An 18,080-nucleotide genomic window follows, 5' to 3' on the forward strand; every position below is an offset into this window, starting at 1 on the left:
TTCGACGGATCTAAAAAACTCCACTTCCATTCCTCTCCCCCACTCCTGAGAGGCTTTGAAACCATGATTTTCTCGTTGTCAACTAAGAATATTTCTGCCCCTCTCCGCGTCGGAGAGGGGTTGGGGAGAGGTTCATCGAACTGACGTTAAGATAAAACGAAAGTAGCGGTAATTCATGAATTAACGCTACGCAATAATAAGGTTTTCAGGCACATCTGCCTAAGTCCTGTAATAGATAAGTACTTCTATTTGTACTCTTGCAAAGCCCCTAACTTGCGAATTCCCGGCCAAATCATAGCTGTAGCAATCACTACTACAATTGTGCCAATTCCACCACCTACAACAGAAATTACCGGGCCAAATAAAGCAGCAGTCAAGCCTGACTCAAAGCCCCCTAATTCATTCGAGGCACTAATAAACACGCTATTAATAGCAGCAACCCGACCACGCAAATGATCCGGTGTTCTGATTTGAACTAATGTATGGCGAATTACAACGCTAATACTATCTAGTGCACCACCAAGCGTCAGCATCAACATAGACAGCCAAAAAGAACGAGAAAGTCCAAAGATAATTGTTACAACCCCAAAGCCAACCACTGACCATAATAAGGACGGGCCTGCTTTGCGTAACGGTGGTAAATACGCTAGGGTAATCGCCATAGTCAAAGCACCGATGGAGTGAGCTGCTTGTAAATATCCCAACTCCACTGGCCCCACATGTAAAATATCTTTGGCAAAGATGGGTAGCAACGCGATCGCACCACCCAACAATACAGCAAACATATCCAATGTAATCGCTGCTAAAATCAACTGATTCTGCCAGACAAATTTAGCACCAGCTGCAAGTGCTTTGATTGAGATTGGCTCAGTTGTGCGGATGGCTTTTTGCCCTTTAATCGGTACTGTTAAAATAAAACACAGCAACGCGGCGATCGCTGCTGCTATATATACTCCTGTAGCACTTCCCAACAGCGCAATCCCGAATCCTCCGAAGGCTGGGCCGATGACTGCGGCTAACTGAAAGCTACTACTATTCCAAGTTGCTGCATTGGTAAACGCACTCACAGGTATTAACTGCCACATCAAAGCATCACTCGCTGGTCTGAGGAATGCTCTAGCGACACCTGTTAATACCAAGCAGGCGTAAATTAGAAAAATTGCACCTTTAGTATAAGAAAGCACTGCCAAAGCTAGCGAACAGAGAGCTAGCAGCATCACTGACAGTAACATGATCAGTTTGCGCTCGCGGCGATCGGCCACATGTCCGGTAATCAAGGTGAGAGCAATCATTGGCAATACTTGCGCCAGTCCCACACCACCTAGAATTATCGCTGAGTTAGTCCGCTCATAGAGTTCCCAGCCGATAGCTACAGTTTGCATTTGCGACCCCACGGACAGTACCAGCCGTCCAATGGTAAATAGCCGATAGTCTCGAAACTTAAAGGCTGCAAAGGGATCGTGTTGTGCAACCTCAAAGTTATGGGGCTTTGAGTTCTGTTTTCTCGAAGACATTTTTTAGTAGAGTTAAGCCTTCTTCAATGTTGGAAATTTGGTCTTCTGTAAGACCTTTCAGCAGATCGGTAATATGAGCGCGAGTTTGATCTTGGGATTGCTTGAGATGGTGTTTTCCATCTTCAGTTAAATTGAGCAGTATCCGCCGCCGTTCTTGAGGATGAGCGCAGCGTTTCACAAAGTCGCGTTGTACCAAGCGTTCTATGGTTGCTGATGCCGTAGCAGAGGTGACACCTAAATGCTCTGCTAAGTCAGATAATGAAGCACCAGGATTCCGGTTGATAAATGCTAGCGATCGCAACTGAGGTATAGATAAAAAAGCGGCACTATGGGCACGCATATCCGCTCGGATAAACCGCATCACTAATGGAACTGTTTCCATTACTCTAGCGGCACATTCTTCGGAAGTTGCACCTTGATTAGGTTTATCCAAGGTCATGGGCTTGTTGTTCTCCTAGTTACATGGCCACCCGTGGATAAAGTTTTCCACCAATGATGGTCAAAATTATTAATGTTAATAAGAGAATTGTACAATCCAGACCAAAGCCATAGATGCTAGTGCCGTTTAACAACATGGTGCTGCGTAAGCCGTCAACCTCATAAGTCAGGGGATTTAAATGGGAAATGAACTTTAACCAACTGGGCATCAACGAGATCGGATAAATGGCATTGCTAGCAAAAAATAACGGCATGGTTAACAATTGTCCAATACCCGTCATCCTTTCTCGGCTTTTCACCAAACAGCCAATAATTAATGAAAAAATGCAAAATGTTCCCGCCCCCAACATGACTATCACTAGCACTTGCAGAATAGCTAGGGGATGAAGATTAAGTTTGACACCTAATAAAAATGACAATCCGTAAATGAATATTACCTGAGATAAGCACCGTACCCCACATGCCAAACCTTTGCCCAACACCATCGCTACACGGGGGGTAGGACTAGCTAAAAATTTATGTACAATCCCTAAATCTCGCTCCCAGATTAGCGTCATCCCACCACTGAAAATTGCTACAAACAAAATACTCTGAGCCAAAATGCCAGCAGAAATAAAGTCTAAATAGGGTAAGTTTCCTGTAGGAATCGCGCGAGTCCGGGAAAAAACTTGCCCAAATATCAGCAGCCATAAAGCTGGTTGTACAGCTCGAACTATTAAATCAGTGGGATCGTGGCGGAGTTTACGCACTTCCAACTCAGCGATCGCCAGAGTTTTTGTAACTAGCTCTTTAATTGCAGAGATCAAATTTACTCGGACAGTAGGTGGTGCTTTAACCCAACCGTTGAGCAGTACGTCTGGTTCTTGCTGTGTCACGGTAGTTCACTCCTGATATTAACTGGTCGCCTGTATAGTGAATAAAGACATCATCCAAAGTTGCATTTGGGTTATCCAAAGAAGCTTTTAAATTACTCGGTGTACCTGTAGTAACGACTTCACCTTGCTGCATAATTGCCACTCGGTTACATAAGCTATCTGCTTCTTCTAAAAAGTGGGTTGTTAAAAATATAGTTGTGCCGTAATCAGCACAGAGTTGTAGTACAAGCTGCCATACTTGAGTCCGGGCGATGGGATCTAGTCCGACAGTCGGCTCATCCAGAAACAGAATTTGGGGTTGATGTAGAACTGATATGCCAATTTCCAACTTGCGGATCATCCCACCAGAGTAGTTTCTTACCAAGCGTTTCGCCGCATCTTGCAAACCCATGTATTCTAGAATTTCATAGATGCGGCGATCGCGTCCTTTGGCAGGTATTCCATACAGCTTGGCGAAGATTAAGAGATTTTCGTAACCCGTGAGAGTACCATCAGCAGACAGCGCCTGGGGTACATAGCCAATAGCCCGTCTCACAGGATTAGATTGACGAGTTACGTCATAGCCAGCTAAGGTTGCTTTCCCTGCGCTGATAGGTAGCAAGGTTGTCAACATCTTAATAACTGTACTTTTCCCTGCCCCATTGGGGCCAAGCAGTCCAAATACTTCGCCTTGTTCTACAGATATGCTCAGGTTATTAACTGCGGTTAACTTCCCAAAACGGCGTGTGAGTCCCTGAGTTTCCAAAATCAACGGTTTTGGTTCGCTAGGAGGTTGCGATCGATTTATTTTTCCCGTCAGTATTGTCACAAGTTTGATGCACTCTATTAATTAGACTAACTAACTATTAGTTTCTCAATGTATTTACGAGAAGTCAATAGTCATATTTGATTTTTAAGGGAGCTAGGTACACCTTTATTCCTTCTTAAGAGTCCCCATTACCCCTTATCCCCAAAGGGGGCCCTACCTTCCCCGGTCTTTACGAATAATTCTCCGAATCAAATCGGATTGCTATATATTCTTACACTTAGTACAGCTTTGCATTAATTCGTAGCGGTTTTAAACGCATAGGCGCTTCTCTACGAGACGCTACGCGAACGCCTTCCCGCAGGGTAGGAACGCTGAGGGAAACGCAGAGGTACGCAGAGGGATTCGCTATGAACTTACGAAATTATGTACTTAGTTCTTCAGCTGCTTCATAAAAGTTTTTTAGTTTCTCAATAATTCTTCTATTACCTAGCAAGGCTTGTGCTATAGCTTGATATTAAAGGTGAATAACAATGCCTGCGGAGGGCTACGTCTACGCTCAAGTATATTTTACCTTTTTGATGCGATCGCACAAGATTTTTCTTCTTCAATATCTCAGCAAAAAAAATAGCAAAGCCAGCAGAAAAAGTAAAAAATTGCGTAATTACTCTATCTAACTGGCTACATCTCACTATGCTTTTGAGGATTTATTTTTCTGGCGGTAAATCTATACTGTAAAGAGTTTTCCCAGCCAAGTTACGCAATGTTACCGTCATCACTTTTGTATTTCCATCAATTTTAACTCCTCCAAAAAATTGCAAACCTTCACTTGGTGGTCGATTTGCTTTTGTATCTGGAGGAAGGCTTTGAAATACTAATTGTGGGCCAAAGGTATTTTCCAATTGGTTAGGGCCAAATGTACCAGAGTTAAGCGGCCCGGCGACGAACTCCCAAAAAGGCTTGAAGTCGGTAAACTGTGCTTTAGCGGGGTCGTAATAGTGGGCTGCTGCGTAATGTACATCAGCAGTTAACCAAACAACATTCTGGATATTTTTGTTTTTGACAAATCGTAGTAAATCGGCAAGTTCTAACTCTCTTCCTAATGCTGGGCCATCTCCATTCGCCCAAGCTTCAAAATCTGTGCTACCGTCTCGAACTATCAGCCCCAAAGGCATATCACTAGCAATTACTTTCCATGTTGCTTTTGATGATTGCAATTGCCTTTTCAACCATTGCACTTGTTTTCTGCTCAAAAAATCTGTTTCTTTACTTGGTACCGACTGATTATTGGGACTATTTGGCCCCCGGTAGGTGCGCTCATCCAGCATGAAAATGTCTAATAATGGGCCATAGTTGAAAGAGCGATAAATTTTCGCCTTATCTGGATTATTGCTTTCATATCCAATAGGCAGATATTCTAAAAACGCTTGTCTTGCTCTTTCGGCTAGCAAGTTAACATCCTTAATTGTATAACGGTCATCGTTGAGGATAATTTGCCCAGGATACCAATTGTTTCTGGTTTCGTGGTCGTCCCACTGTGCCAATATGGGAACTTCAGCATTGAAACGCTTGATATTTTTATCCAGCAAATTGTATATATAGTTGCCACGAAATTCTGTAAGAGTTTCTGCTACTTTGGATTTTTCTGGTGTGGTGATGTTTTTCCAAATAGTGCCGTCGTCTAAAGTCACTTCTGATTGAATCGGGCCATCGGCATAAATATTATCGCCCGAATGGATGAAAAAGTCGGGATGAAGTTGGCGCATAGTTTCGTAAATTTTCATCCCACCAAAATCAGGATTAATTCCCCATCCTTGACCAGCGGTGTCGCCACCCCAAACAAAGAATATATCTTGTCCAGATTTGGGGGGAGTTCGGAAAGTGCCTTTGATAGGAGCGCTGTAAGTGCCTTGATAATCTAAATCTTGGAAAATTACCCGATAAAATAATTGTTGGTCTGGTGGTAGATTCTTCAAATAAAGTCGTGCTGTGAAGTCGCTATTCTTTAAAGCATTGGGCCCGACAACTCGCTGGACATTTCTAAAAGATTGGCTAGTAGAATATTCTACGATCATTTTGGTGGGGCGATCGCTCCGACTCCAGATGACAATGCTATCGTTAGATATATCGCCGCTAGCTACACCATAAGGTATGCCAGGACGCATTTTCTCAGAGGTGATAATTGCAGGTGCTTTGCCAAAAACTGGTGATTTAGCTACAAGGTTTGTGGAAATAATTCCACCGGCTGTGATAGCCGAACGTAGCAAAAACTGACGCCGATTTAGCTTCACTGGGTGATGCAATTTCATAGTAAATAATAGCAACCTTAAACTAAAGTATTACAGGATAATTTTTTACCACACGTTGTTATGTCAACAAGTAAAGATTGAGTTATCTAAGGGTTAATAAAATATATTTAGTTTGATGTAATCAGAATGGTAGTCTTTATTATCAGCAAATTTATCCATGCCGAAACAGACTCATGATATAGAGCAACTAAATTTATTTATGAGCTTATTAATTTTTAATTTTTAATTCGGAGCATTCGCGCAGCGTCTCGTAGAGAAGCGACGTGACTGCTGCTGTCTTTTTAGAAAATGGTAAAAACCCTGTCTGGGGGTATGAAACAACGGTTGCAGATTGCAAGAGCTTTATTGCATCAACCGCAAATTTTATTTTTAGATGAACCAACGGTAGGACTATACCCCCAGACTAGGCGACGCCTCTGGGAAATTATTCGGGATTTAAATAAACAAGGGATGACGATGCTACTGACAACCCATTATATGGATGAGGTCGAATTTTTGTGCGATGCCTTTGGTTCTACCAAGCCAGGACGCATCAGTATTATGGATAGCGGTAAGCTGATTTCTTTGGGAACTTTACAACAGCTGCGTTCTGCTCACGGTGAAGGTTTGGTGATGAAACAATTAGTGTGTCTAATGTAGGAAGTGATAGCGCTTGTAATTGGGAATATCTGTTTTTCGCATCCTTGGATGCAGCAAATATCTACTTGAATGAACAGCCCGATAAAACCGGAATGATGGTGCGTCCCTCTAATCTGGAAGATATTTTTGTGGAATTAACGGGACGCCAGTTAGATTAATCTCATCCTCCTAACTGCCGCAGCATGGCTTCTACCCTTTCTACGCCATTTGAGTCATTGCGCCGCTTGTACAAGTCACGGGCTTTCTGAAGCAAGCTGTTTGCTTGTTTAGCTTGTCGTCGTTGTTTATACATCGAACCCATTAACTCATAAGTCTGGGCGTTGTTTTTATCCAAGTCGATTGCTTGTTGGTATGCCCAGGTAGCAGCAGTATAGTCTCCCATACGCGATTGCGTCACAGCCAATCCTAAATAGGCGTTGACATTGTTACGGTTCAGCTGTATAGCACGACGATAACCTTCCTTTGCCCCACGTGTATCGCCCAAATTGGCTTTGATGTAACCCACAGCGTAGTAAAAATCACTATTGTTAGGGTTGATAGCGATCGCCCGACGATAAGCTGTTAATGCTGCCTGGTAATTTCCCTGTTGAGCGTATAAATACCCAATACCTGAATGAATTTTAGCATTTTTGGTATCTAGTCTAGCTGCTTGCTGATAAACAGCGATCGCACCACCATAATCACCCGCATTCACTAATCTCCGTCCTTCCTCTAGCAATTGCTTTAACTCTGGGTTTTTGGCTTGCGCCACTAATACCTGAGCCTGAGCTACTGAAGGTATGGTGAAAGTAAAACATCCTAGTAACACCACACTAAACACGAATGATGTTGGTTTGTACACAGTAAATTTCCTGAAATTTTAGAGGACTTTTTTCTTGTACATTAAAACAAAAATATGGACTTTTGAAAACTGTATTTCTTCGTATTGATTAAGATGTTAATAGTTCATTCTCTTTTCCTTTACATTTAACACTACATAACAGAGTTTTTACTGAAGGATGAAGTGTCAGGGATCGAGGAGCAGGTGAAAATACCCTACATATAAACCAGTACTCTAGCAAAACAACACATATTTTCATCAGTAGTTATACGTGTTACTCAGAAAAACTCAACAGGCATCTGACTTAATCCTAGATTGTGATGCAGCAAGCTTATAGCCTTTGACATTTATTCCTATTTTTATTTCATTTAAGAATTTGCTGACTCTGTATCCAACTTTTCTGACATTTTTAATCCTTGATACTACCCTTTGAGAAGTTATCATTCAGGCATTTACATCCTTTTTTGCTCATTCAAAGGTAAGATAAATCTAAACTGGAAAATGCTCCATTAATCTGTTTAGGACAATACTAAAACCCAAAGCGCAATCTAAAATTGTCTGAAAAGATGTTTTTCAAACCTGTATTCTGTAATAATAGTTACAATCATGAAAGTATTTTGATAAATACTTTCATAAATATCGAGATATATCCTAATATAGGAGGTTAATTTATGATTATAACTACCACTGATGTAATTCAAGGAGCCGTGATTGAGTCATATTTAGGCATTGTGACAGCAGAAGTAGTCTACGGCAGCAATTTCTTGCGGGATTTTTTGGCTGGTATTCGAGATATTATCGGTGGACGCACTGCTAGCTATGAGCGTCTATTTGAGCAGGGTCAACGCAAGGCACTAGAAGAATTAGAACAACGCGCACAACGTTTAGGAGCAAATGCTGTAATTGGAATTGAAATTGATACTGGCACAATAAATATTGACCAGTCAGGAGTGCTTTTGCTGATTACTGCCACAGGCACTGCTGTGAGGATGCGTTAGTTTTTGATGATTTTTACTTTTGACAATTATTACCTAATTACATACATAGTTAAAGCTACTTTCTGATAGCTAGCTAATAGTTATATTTTAAATTAAGAATTTTTATATGGAAAATTTAGAAAATAACACATAAACAAATACTAAATTATACTAAAAATTGTTAAGAAAATCTGGTTTTTTACTACTAAAGATAGACATATTAAATCTTTCTATTGATAGAGATTCAAACAGAACATTTAGTTATTTAATTTTAAGCATAAACATGAATATACCTAAGCAGTAACTTTGCTAAAACAGCACTGGAGAACATAAGCTATGTCATACGTAAATCGGACAGGTAATGACGTTACATCTACTGATACTGTGGTAGCAGGTCGAGTAGTTGAATATCACGATCTTGTTCGCTGGGGGCCGATTATTGCTGGTTTGTTGGTTGCTTTAGCTACTCAATTAATTTTGAGCGCTATCATTGGTGCGGTTGCAGCAGGCACAGTTGAAGGTTCGGGTGCACCCAGAACAATTGCTCCTAACGCTGCGGGTAATGCGGGGCTTTGGTCAACTATCGCTTTACTAATTTCCCTATTTACTGGTGGTTGGGTTACAGCCCGTGCTTGTGGGCCGATGAACCGCAATACAGCTCTTCTTAACGGCGCAATTCTTTGGGCAACGACTTTAGCAGTTAGCTCATGGCTTTTAGCAAGTGGAGTATCTGGTGCTTTTGGTGTTGCTGCTTCTAATGCCGGAGAAGTCATAAACCAGGTACAACAGCAAGGTGGTGTTAATGTACCACAAGCAAACGTAAGTGCCCAACAAGCTCGTGAAGCAGCAGCTAATTTACGTTCGGGATTGTGGTGGTTTGTGTTTGGTTCTTTGTTGGGTTTAATAGCCTCAATGATTGGAGCCGTAACTGGCGCTCGTAGTCCTCGGACTAACACTTACAACACCTAAATAATTGTTTGAAAAATCAAATGTTATTTATTTTTAAATAAAAACACCTTGAAAAAGGTGTTTTTTGTTTATTATTTAAGATTGGCGTTTCTAGCGTCCGATTAATTCTTATATAGTCAAATTACTCTTTACTAATACCTTTAGTTGTATATCCGAAGTTAAGTATCAGTATCGAATGTTTATTTCTAAGTCTAAGTTTTATCAAAGAAGGCAGGAGGCAGATAGCGCAGCGTTAGCGAGTCTGCGAGCGTCGGGCAGGAGGCAGGAGGAAAACTGCCCTCTGTAACAGCCCGCGACCATAGGGAGTAAGGGTTTAAGACCCCCACCAAATTTTCAATTTGGTGGCTCCCGTTCAGGAGGGGTCTGAATCCCATAAGTGAACCTTCTGCCTCCTGCCTCCTGCCTCCTGCCTCCTTCAACATCTGTTGATGTCCTAATCACCAAGGCTTGTGCTATAAAAGGTTCTCGCTCCAATATTGGAGTTTAGGCAAAATTGTCAACATATCTTATCTGTGAATATCGCGCTTCTAAGAAACATTTCTGTTTTTTAAAAGCGCGATATTTTTATGGTTATTTTTTCTAAGTAAATACAATGAAAATTTTACTACTGCATATCACCATTTCAGGTATGAACCTTCAATTCCCTGTTCACGTCGAATTTTGCCATCTTTTTCAAACCAGGCAATTACTTGCTGTGCTGTCAAATCTTCAATAGTAATACCGTACTCTTGAGCTATATGCTTTAAAAGCTTAAGTGATGAAATTGTCAATCTTGTTAAAAACTTTTCTGGGGAAGATAACAAAGCTGCATCTACTTTTGCTGACTCTTCCAGAGTTAAAAATTGTGCTGATGGTTGCTGTGGTGGTACATCCATAAATACTATCTCAAAGTTAGTTGGGTATAGGGCATTGGGCATTGGGCATTGGGTATTGGGTATTAGAAAATGACTAATGACTAATGACTAATGACTAATGACTAATGACGAATTTGTACCAAATAGCCACAACGATGTTCGCCATCGATAATCCAGTGGGTGCGTTTTACGGTACAATCTGGTAAGACGGCTGCAAACATTTCTAATTCGTGACCACAAATGCTGGGGAAGGACTCGGCAACGTTGGAAATGGCGCAGTTATGCTCCATTAAGATAAAGCGATCGCTCTCAAAGGAGTCATTCACATCAACAGGGTGACACTCTGCCATGAAGCCTTCCGCTTTTCTCAACTCTACTAAGTTGGCTACACGTTCTCGCAGTGAACCGTTACCCACACGATCGCGATATTCTTGAGCTTTGCGCTCCCACTGTTTTTGTAAAATCGATTTAAATTGATCGTCTCCTACCGTTTCGGCTAAGGTGTCTAGCAGCGAAACCGCAAAATTTCCGTGGCCATCACCAAAGCGATCATTCATTGTTCGGTGCAAGCGATCGCGTCCCTGACGACTCAGTTGATAAAGGTGCTGCGGACGCCCCATCCCCGCCGCTTGCACTGATGTTGCATACAAAACTAGCCCTTCCGTCTCCAAATCTTTGAGATGGCGACGAATCGCTTGTGGGGTAACGTCTAAAAGTTCAGCTAGCTCTAAAGCCGTTGCTTTTTCGTGTTTGTGCAGATATTCTAGGATATCTTGCTTGGTTGAGGACTGGTGGGTAGTCGCCATCTTCTGGTGCGAGACGTTCAGCGAACGTCCCAAAAATTTCTTGGAAAATTTGACCGTACCGATTTTGGATTTTGGATTTTGGATTTTGGATTAAAAAACTTTTTGGTACATGCCTTGATGCCACTTAACTTTATGCCTATGGTAAAGAAGAGGGTGCGTTATCGTCAATCTAAAATCCTTGAGCCAAGTACCCTTGTGGTCTCTTTAAATCCCTTCGGGTTCAGCAGTCGCTCATGGGGGAAACCCCCAAGACCACGCTGCTTCACCAAAATTGCAAATCTAAAATCCAAAATTGTTTGACTTTGACAACATTGTTGTTGTTAATTTAGCGTAAAATGAAGATAGATTAAACAACATAACTGTTGTTTTGCTCTCCACTACTATTCTAGCAGCCGTGTAACCATTCCGTAACGGGACATGGGAATCGGCTAAAGAAAACCCGTCTCCCATCCTTATAGAGAGATTCAAGTTCCGAACACGAGAGATTATTACTGATGAGTGCCACTGTCAAAACCTTAGTCAACCAACCTTACAAGTACGGCTTTATCACCGATATTGAAGCCGACACAATTGCGCGTGGACTAGACGAGGACGTTATCCGCTTGATCTCCTCTAAGAAGAACGAGCCGCAGTTCATGCTGGACTTTCGCCTCAAGGCTTATCGCCAGTGGCAAAAAATGACGGAACCAACTTGGCCGAATGTCAAGTATCCGCCAATAAATTATCAGGATATCATTTATTACTCAGCGCCGAAACGTAAGAAAGAAAAACTAAACAGTTTGGATGAAGTTGATCCAACCCTTTTAGAAACCTTCGAGAAGTTAGGCATTTCCCTATCTGAACAGAAGCGACTGGCAAATGTCGCCGTCGATGCGATTTTTGATAGCGTCTCTGTCGCCACTACATTTAAAGAAAAGCTAGCGGAAGACGGCGTTATTTTCTGCTCAATTTCGGAAGCGTTGCAGGAACACCCAGAACTAATCAAAAAATACTTGGGTAGCGTTGTTCCTGTAGCTGATAACTATTTTGCCGCCTTGAACGCCGCCGTATTTAGCGATGGTTCTTTTGTCTATATTCCTAAAGGCGTAAAATGCCCAATGGAACTGTCTACCTACTTCCGCATCAACTCTGGTGACACGGGACAATTTGAGCGGACTTTGATTGTCGCCGAAGAAGGTAGTTATGTTTCTTACCTGGAAGGTTGCACCGCACCGATGTATGACAGCAACCAGCTACATGCCGCCGTTGTGGAACTCGTCGCTCTCGACAACGCCGAAATTAAATACTCTACTGTCCAAAATTGGTACGCTGGCGATGCTAATGGTAAAGGCGGTATTTACAACTTTGTCACCAAGCGCGGTTTATGTCAGGGCATAAATTCCAAGATTTCTTGGACTCAAGTAGAAACAGGTTCGGCAATTACTTGGAAATATCCTAGCTGTGTGTTGGTGGGTGATAACTCTGTGGGTGAGTTTTACTCGGTAGCGCTGACAAATAATATGCAGCAAGCCGATACGGGTACAAAGATGATTCACGTAGGTAAGAATACCCGCAGTACAATTATTTCTAAAGGAATCTCCGCAGGTAATTCTAGTAATAGCTACCGGGGTTTAGTGAAAGTTAATCCGACAGCGATTGGGGCGAGAAATTATTCCCAGTGCGACTCGATGCTGATTGGGGATAATGCTCATGCTAATACTTTCCCTTATATCCAGGTGCAAAATAATACTGGGAAGGTGGAGCATGAAGCTTCTACTTCTAAGATTGGGGAAGATCAATTATTCTACTTTGCTCAACGGGGTATTTCAGCAGAAGATGCTATTTCGATGATGGTTAGCGGCTTCTGTAAGGATGTTTTCAATCAGCTACCGATGGAGTTTGCTGTGGAAGCTGATAAGTTGTTGAGTTTGAAGTTGGAAGGCAGTGTTGGATAAACAATTCGCAATTCGCAATTCGCAATTCGCAATTCGCAATTCGCAATTACGTTTTGTGAAGGGGTTTTAAACCCCTTTTAGTAGGATAAATGGAACCAGAGATGAACGCAGATAAACCAGCGTTCATCTTTGGAAGAATAATTAAATACTCCAGGTGTCCAGAAAGAGAAGGGAGAGAAGATGATTATTGAAAATAGTGAAGTTGTGCTGTCAGTAAGGAATCTGACGGCTAATGTTGATGGAACACCAATTCTTAAGGGTGTGAATCTGGAGGTGCGATCGGGTGAAATTCATGCGATTATGGGGCCGAATGGTTCTGGTAAGAGTACTTTTTCTAAGGTGTTGGCTGGGCATCCGGCGTATGAGGTGACTGGCGGTGAGGTGATTTTTCAAGGACAAAATCTGTTGGAGTTGGAGCCGGAGGAACGCGCCAGAAGTGGTGTGTTTTTGGCGTTTCAGTATCCTTTGGAAATTCCGGGTGTGAGCAATTTGGATTTCTTGCGGGTGGCGTACAATTCCCGTCGTAAGGCGCAAGGTTTAGAGGAAATAGACGCTTTTGATTTTGACGATTTGATTGAGGAAAAGCTGGATGTGGTAAAGATGAATGCCAGTTTTCTCAGTCGGAGTTTGAATGAAGGGTTTTCTGGTGGTGAGAAGAAGCGGAATGAAATTCTGCAAATGGCGCTGCTGGAACCAAAGTTGGGAATTTTGGATGAAACTGATTCGGGTTTGGATATTGACGCGCTCCGAATTGTGGCGAATGGGGTAAATCAACTGGCAAGCCCAGAAAACTCGACAATTTTGATTACCCACTATCAAAGGTTACTTGATTATATTGCGCCAGATTTTGTGCATGTGATGGCACAGGGGCAGATTATTACCAGTGGTGGTAAGGAACTGGCGCTGCAATTGGAGTCTCGCGGTTATGACTGGGTGCTGGCAGAGTTTGCAGCTGCCGAGGTGAGTGTGTAATGAGTATTCAAGTATCTCCTAGTTCAATTCCTAATTCAAATGCAGTCAGTTTGACATCGACTCTGTTAGATAGAGATGATTGTCTGACTGGGTTGTTGAATCAAGTAACGGCAACGAAAACAGAAGGTTGGTTGCAGGAATTACGCCAAGGTGCTGCTAATTGGGTACGTCATTCGACTATTCCCACCACCCGCGAGGAGGAATGGCGGTTTACTGATTTGTCGTCTCTGCGAAAGCTGCAATTTAATGTAGAGGCGGGAAATTTTGCGTCTTTACAATTTGATATTTTGCCAGAAGCGGCTAATAGTCGTTTGGTATTTGTTAATGGCGTTTTTGCGCCGGAGTTATCAGCAGTTACAGATTTGCCATCTGGAGTTGTGGTGAGTAATTTGGCTGGTTTGTCTGTGGTTGAGCAGGAAGGTGTACGGCAGTATTTAGCTCAAGCTGAGGGAGCGCAGGAGGTTTTTACTGCTCTGAATACGGCTGGGATAACTGATGCTGCTGTGGTGTGGGTGAAGAAGAATGTGGTGGTTGAAACGCCAATTCATCTGGTGTTTATTTCGGTTGTGGGTGAGACGGCGATGATTTCGCAGCCACGTTGTTTGGTGGTGGCGGAAAGTGGTTCGCAGGTAACTTTGGTTGAAGAGTATACGAACCGCAGAAGCGCAGAGAAAGAGGGAGTATATTTCACCAATGCGGTTACGGAAATTTGGGTGGGTGACAATGCCCAAGTGAGCCACACTAGGATTGAGCAAGAAGGTGCAGAGGCTTTTCATATTGGGAAAACTGCGATCGCCCAAGCTCGTGATAGTCGATATACTTGTCATGCCATAACTTTAGGTGCGAAGTTGTCGCGGCACAATTTAGAAATTTTGCAAACTGGTGAGCAGACACAAACTACTCTCAATGGTTTGACGGTGATTACTGGTAAGCAGTTGGCGGATACTCACAGTGCGATCGCACTCAATTATCCTCACGGTACAAGTGAGCAATTGCATAAATGTATTGTAGGCGATCGCGCTCATGCGGTGTTCAATGGTAAAGTTTTTGTACCCAAACCAGCGCAGTTGACTAATGCAGCCCAGTTGAATCGCAATTTGCTACTATCGTCTAAAGCCAGAGTTGATACCAAACCCCAATTGGAAATTACTGCCGATAATGTCAAATGCGCTCACGGTGCTACCGTTAGCCAATTAGAAGATGATGAAATATTTTATCTGCAAAGTCGGGGAATTGATGAAAACGATGCTCGAAAGTTGTTAATCAACGCCTTCGCTGCCGAAATCATCAACCAAATACCAGTTCCCTCTCTGCGAGAAATCCTTTTAAACACAGTCAATAATCTTAAGTCCATATCGCTTGAATCTTGACTACTAAATTTTAGATTTTAAATTTTGGATTTTGGATTGAATATTCAAAAGCCAAACCAAAATTTAAAAGAATTTAAACCCCCAATGCGAATTTTAGATTTTAGATTGGACAATTTAATCTAAAATCTAAAATCCAAAATCCAAAATTCCTAGAATCTACCAATGACTTTCACCTCTACCAAAACCCTTGCTGATAAAGTTCGCGCTGACTTCCCGATATTACATCAGGAAGTTAACGAGAAACCTTTGGTTTATCTCGATAATGCTGCGACATCGCAAAAGCCTTTGTTCGTGTTAAATACCCTACGGGATTATTACGAACAATATAATGCCAATGTGCATCGCGGTGCCCATACCTTGAGTGCTAAAGCTACCGATGCTTATGAAGGTGCGCGAGATAAAGTTGCCAAATTCATTAATGCTGCATCGCGTCAGGAAATCGTCTATACGCGCAATGCAAGTGAGGCGATTAACCTAGTAGCCTACAGTTGGGGAATGAATAATTTGCAGCCAGGAGATGAAATTATTCTCTCGGTGATGGAACACCATAGTAATATTGTGCCTTGGCAATTGGTGGCGCAAAAAACGGGTGCAGTACTGAAATTTGTAGAATTAACACCAGAAGAGACTTTTGATTTGTCACAGTTTAAAAAACTGATTTCCGACAAAACAAAGTTGGTGTCAGTGGTGCATATTTCTAATGCTTTGGGTTGCATTAACCCAGTGGCAGAAATTGCTGCGATCGCTCACAAATATGGTGCTAAATTCTTAGTTGATGCTTGCCAGAGTGTTCCCCACTTCCCTGTCGATGTGCAGCAGATAGATTGTGATTGGTTGGTAGCTTCTGGTCATAAAATGTGTGCGCCAACTGGGATAGGATTTTTGTATGGCAAGTTAGAATTATTGGAATCAATGCCACCATTTTTTGGTGGTGGTGAGATGATTGCAGAGGTGTATTTAGACCATTCCACCTATGCAGAATTACCGCATAAATTTGAAGCTGGTACACCTGCAATTGGAGAAGCGATCGCACTTGGCGCTGCGATCGATTATCTTAGCAGTATTGGTATGGATAAAATCCACGCCTACGAAGCAGAATTAACAGCTTATTTGTTTCAACAATTAGAGCAAATTCCCCAAATACGGATTTACGGCCCCAAACCAAATGCTAAAGGGGAAGGGAGAGCCGCTCTTGCTTCGTTCACAGCCGGGGAAGTCCACGCTAACGATTTATCTACATTATTAGATCAAGAAGGCGTTGCCATCCGTTCTGGACACCACTGTACTCAACCATTACACCGTTACTTAGGTCTTGCTGCAACCGCACGAGCAAGTCTATCTTTTTACAACACCCGCGAAGAAATTGATATTTTCATCAAAGCACTGAAAGAAACTCTCGACTTTTTTGCAGGTTTCCTTGCTTAAAGTTACAAAATATTCAGATACTAATTGTGCCAAATATCAGCAACGTATCTTGCTAATAGTTGGCACAATTTAATTATCTAGATTTTTTATAGGAGCAACTAAAGTGTCATACACTGACTTTACTTTAGACAGAGTTAGAAAAACCTTTGGCTTAACTATTTCTGATAAAATTGATATATTTCCATCTGTACATGAAGTAGAGTGTCCACCATTACTTGCAGAAGTATTGCAGGAAAATGTACCTTTAGCTCTTGCTAGTAATACTGAAAAATCCCGTTCAGAGATGATTATTGCGCCTATTTTAATTGCTGTAAGAAAATATTTAAATAATCAAATAAGTTTATTTTCTGGTATCGACTTTACTGTTGATTCAGCACAAGGTTTAAATGGAAATTGCGATTTTATTATTAGCCGTTCGCCAGAATTACTAATTCTGAATGCACCAGTTGTCACAATTGTAGAAGCTAAAAAAGAAAATATCAATGCAGGATTAGGTCAGTGTGTAGCAGAGATGTTAGCAGCTAAATTGTTTAATGAACGTGAGGGTAATAACATTCAGACAATTTATGGAACTGTCACCACAGGAACCATCTGGAAGTTTTTGAAACTCATTGGGCAAGTGATTGAAATTGACTTGGGCGAATATTATATTAATGACATAGGTAAAATTATCGGGATTTTATCTACCATTATGACGGAAAAAGTATTGTAATATGCTTGTAAAGTCAACGCCTGCTGAACAAAGAACAGTGCTACATAACGTTAGCTGGGAAACCTTTGAAGCCTTACTGAGAGATACGGGTGAGGACAGAGGCTCTAGATTTGCTTATGACTGCGGTGTTTTAGAAATCATGACCCCACTTTTTGAACATGAAAACCCCAAAATTCAGTTTGACCGATTTATTCTAGTCTTAGCTGAAGAATTAGGAATCGAAATTATAAGTGCTGGTTCTACAACATTGAAGCGGAAAATCTCAAAGCGGGGAATAGAGCCAGATACTTGTTATTATATCCAGAATGAACTAGCTATTAGAGGTAAGGGAACTTTAGATTTAGAAAATGATCCGCCGCCTGACTTAGCAATTGAGATTGACATTACCAGTAGTTCAGTTAACAAATTAGGGATTTATTCAGCGTTGGGTGTAACTGAACTTTGGAGATATGATGGACAAAATTTAAAATTTTATCAGTTGATAGAAGGGCAATATGTAGAGTGTAAGTTTAGTATTGCTTTTCCTATAGTATCAGTCAGTGAGATAAGTAGATTTATTGAGCAGAGTAAAAGTATGGGAGAAATTGCTTTGTTAAAATCCTTTCGGACTTGGATGAGGGAGAAGATAAGGTAGTTTCCAAGAGCTACTATAAACTAAGAAAATTAACACTAGCTTTGATAAAATATTGTGAAATAATACAAATTTAGGATATTTTAATAG

General features: G+C 41.6%; 16 protein-coding genes and 1 pseudogene. 9 read left to right on the forward strand and 8 right to left on the reverse strand.

Going from position 1 to position 18,080, the window contains the following annotated elements:
- Positions 1–245 precede the first annotated feature (245 nt).
- The 5 genes from RMY63_RS09400 to RMY63_RS09420 all read right to left on the reverse strand — a co-directional run bounded on the left by RMY63_RS09400 (position 246) and on the right by RMY63_RS09420 (position 5,881).
- Complete coding sequence (locus tag RMY63_RS09400; RefSeq protein ID WP_322728458.1) at positions 246–1,514, reverse strand: MFS transporter; 1,269 nt, start codon at positions 1,512–1,514, stop codon at positions 246–248.
- Entirely contained in the window at positions 1,480–1,953 is a 474-nt protein-coding gene (locus RMY63_RS09405; protein WP_322728459.1) for a MarR family transcriptional regulator, read from the reverse strand. Before RMY63_RS09405 ends, RMY63_RS09400 begins: the two co-directional genes overlap by 35 nt.
- A 19-nt stretch (positions 1,954–1,972) precedes the next feature.
- A complete protein-coding gene (locus RMY63_RS09410) occupies positions 1,973–2,827 on the reverse strand; it encodes an ABC transporter permease (RefSeq protein ID WP_322728460.1) in 855 nt (284 codons plus the stop codon).
- Entirely contained in the window at positions 2,784–3,635 is an 852-nt protein-coding gene (locus tag RMY63_RS09415) for an ABC transporter ATP-binding protein (protein WP_322728461.1), read from the reverse strand. Before RMY63_RS09415 ends, RMY63_RS09410 begins: the two co-directional genes overlap by 44 nt.
- A gap of 644 nt (positions 3,636–4,279) precedes the next feature.
- On the reverse strand, positions 4,280–5,881 hold the full coding sequence (locus RMY63_RS09420) for an alkaline phosphatase (protein WP_322728462.1): 1,602 nt from the start codon (positions 5,879–5,881) through the stop codon (positions 4,280–4,282).
- Between the two features lie 288 nt (positions 5,882–6,169).
- Between RMY63_RS09420 and RMY63_RS09425 the strand changes: the two are divergent.
- Positions 6,170–6,678: pseudogene (locus RMY63_RS09425) on the forward strand (ATP-binding cassette domain-containing protein); the annotation flags it as partial.
- Between the two features lie 2 nt (positions 6,679–6,680).
- Here RMY63_RS09425 and RMY63_RS09430 read toward each other — a convergent pair.
- Complete coding sequence (locus tag RMY63_RS09430) at positions 6,681–7,361, reverse strand: tetratricopeptide repeat protein (protein ID WP_322728463.1); 681 nt, start codon at positions 7,359–7,361, stop codon at positions 6,681–6,683.
- A 650-nt stretch (positions 7,362–8,011) separates the two neighbouring features.
- Between RMY63_RS09430 and RMY63_RS09435 the strand changes: the two genes are divergently transcribed.
- Together RMY63_RS09435 and RMY63_RS09440 are read left to right on the forward strand one after the other, a co-directional pair.
- Positions 8,012–8,338, forward strand: a complete 327-nt coding sequence (locus RMY63_RS09435) for a YbjQ family protein (RefSeq protein ID WP_292867781.1) — start codon at positions 8,012–8,014, stop codon at positions 8,336–8,338.
- A gap of 315 nt (positions 8,339–8,653) precedes the next feature.
- The gene (locus RMY63_RS09440) at positions 8,654–9,286 is read left to right on the forward strand and encodes a hypothetical protein (RefSeq protein ID WP_322728464.1); all 633 of its coding nucleotides are present in this window, start codon (positions 8,654–8,656) and stop codon (positions 9,284–9,286) included.
- 614 nt (positions 9,287–9,900) lie between these two features.
- On the opposite strand, the gene RMY63_RS09445 is transcribed toward RMY63_RS09440, so the two are convergent.
- Positions 9,901–10,161 (reverse strand): hypothetical protein, encoded by a 261-nt coding sequence (locus RMY63_RS09445; protein WP_322728537.1) that lies wholly within the window; start codon positions 10,159–10,161, stop codon positions 9,901–9,903.
- Between the two features lie 101 nt (positions 10,162–10,262).
- Complete coding sequence (sufR, locus tag RMY63_RS09450) at positions 10,263–10,946, reverse strand: iron-sulfur cluster biosynthesis transcriptional regulator SufR (protein WP_322728465.1); 684 nt, start codon at positions 10,944–10,946, stop codon at positions 10,263–10,265.
- Positions 10,947–11,440: 494 nt separating this feature from the next.
- Here sufR and sufB point away from each other — a divergent pair, with 494 nt between their 5' ends.
- From sufB to RMY63_RS09480, 6 genes are all read left to right on the forward strand, one after another.
- Positions 11,441–12,880 (forward strand): Fe-S cluster assembly protein SufB, encoded by a 1,440-nt coding sequence (gene sufB / locus RMY63_RS09455; protein WP_322728466.1) that lies wholly within the window; start codon positions 11,441–11,443, stop codon positions 12,878–12,880.
- A gap of 180 nt (positions 12,881–13,060) precedes the next feature.
- Positions 13,061–13,852, forward strand: a complete 792-nt coding sequence (gene sufC, locus RMY63_RS09460) for a Fe-S cluster assembly ATPase SufC (protein ID WP_322728467.1) — start codon at positions 13,061–13,063, stop codon at positions 13,850–13,852.
- On the forward strand, positions 13,852–15,222 hold the full coding sequence (sufD, locus tag RMY63_RS09465; RefSeq protein WP_322728468.1) for a Fe-S cluster assembly protein SufD: 1,371 nt from the start codon (positions 13,852–13,854) through the stop codon (positions 15,220–15,222). The genes sufC and sufD overlap by 1 nt, the downstream gene beginning before the upstream one ends.
- Before the next feature lie 162 nt (positions 15,223–15,384).
- The gene (locus RMY63_RS09470) at positions 15,385–16,647 is read left to right on the forward strand and encodes a cysteine desulfurase (protein WP_322728469.1); all 1,263 of its coding nucleotides are present in this window, start codon (positions 15,385–15,387) and stop codon (positions 16,645–16,647) included.
- A gap of 103 nt (positions 16,648–16,750) precedes the next feature.
- A complete protein-coding gene (locus RMY63_RS09475; protein WP_322728470.1) occupies positions 16,751–17,359 on the forward strand; it encodes a hypothetical protein in 609 nt (202 codons plus the stop codon).
- A 1-nt stretch (position 17,360) separates the two neighbouring features.
- A complete protein-coding gene (locus tag RMY63_RS09480; RefSeq protein ID WP_322728471.1) occupies positions 17,361–17,993 on the forward strand; it encodes a Uma2 family endonuclease in 633 nt (210 codons plus the stop codon).
- The last annotated feature ends 87 nt before the right edge of the window (positions 17,994–18,080 follow it).

This window comes from Nostoc sp. ChiQUE01b, from assembly GCF_034531255.1.
GTDB lineage: Bacteria > Cyanobacteriota > Cyanobacteriia > Cyanobacteriales > Nostocaceae > Nostoc.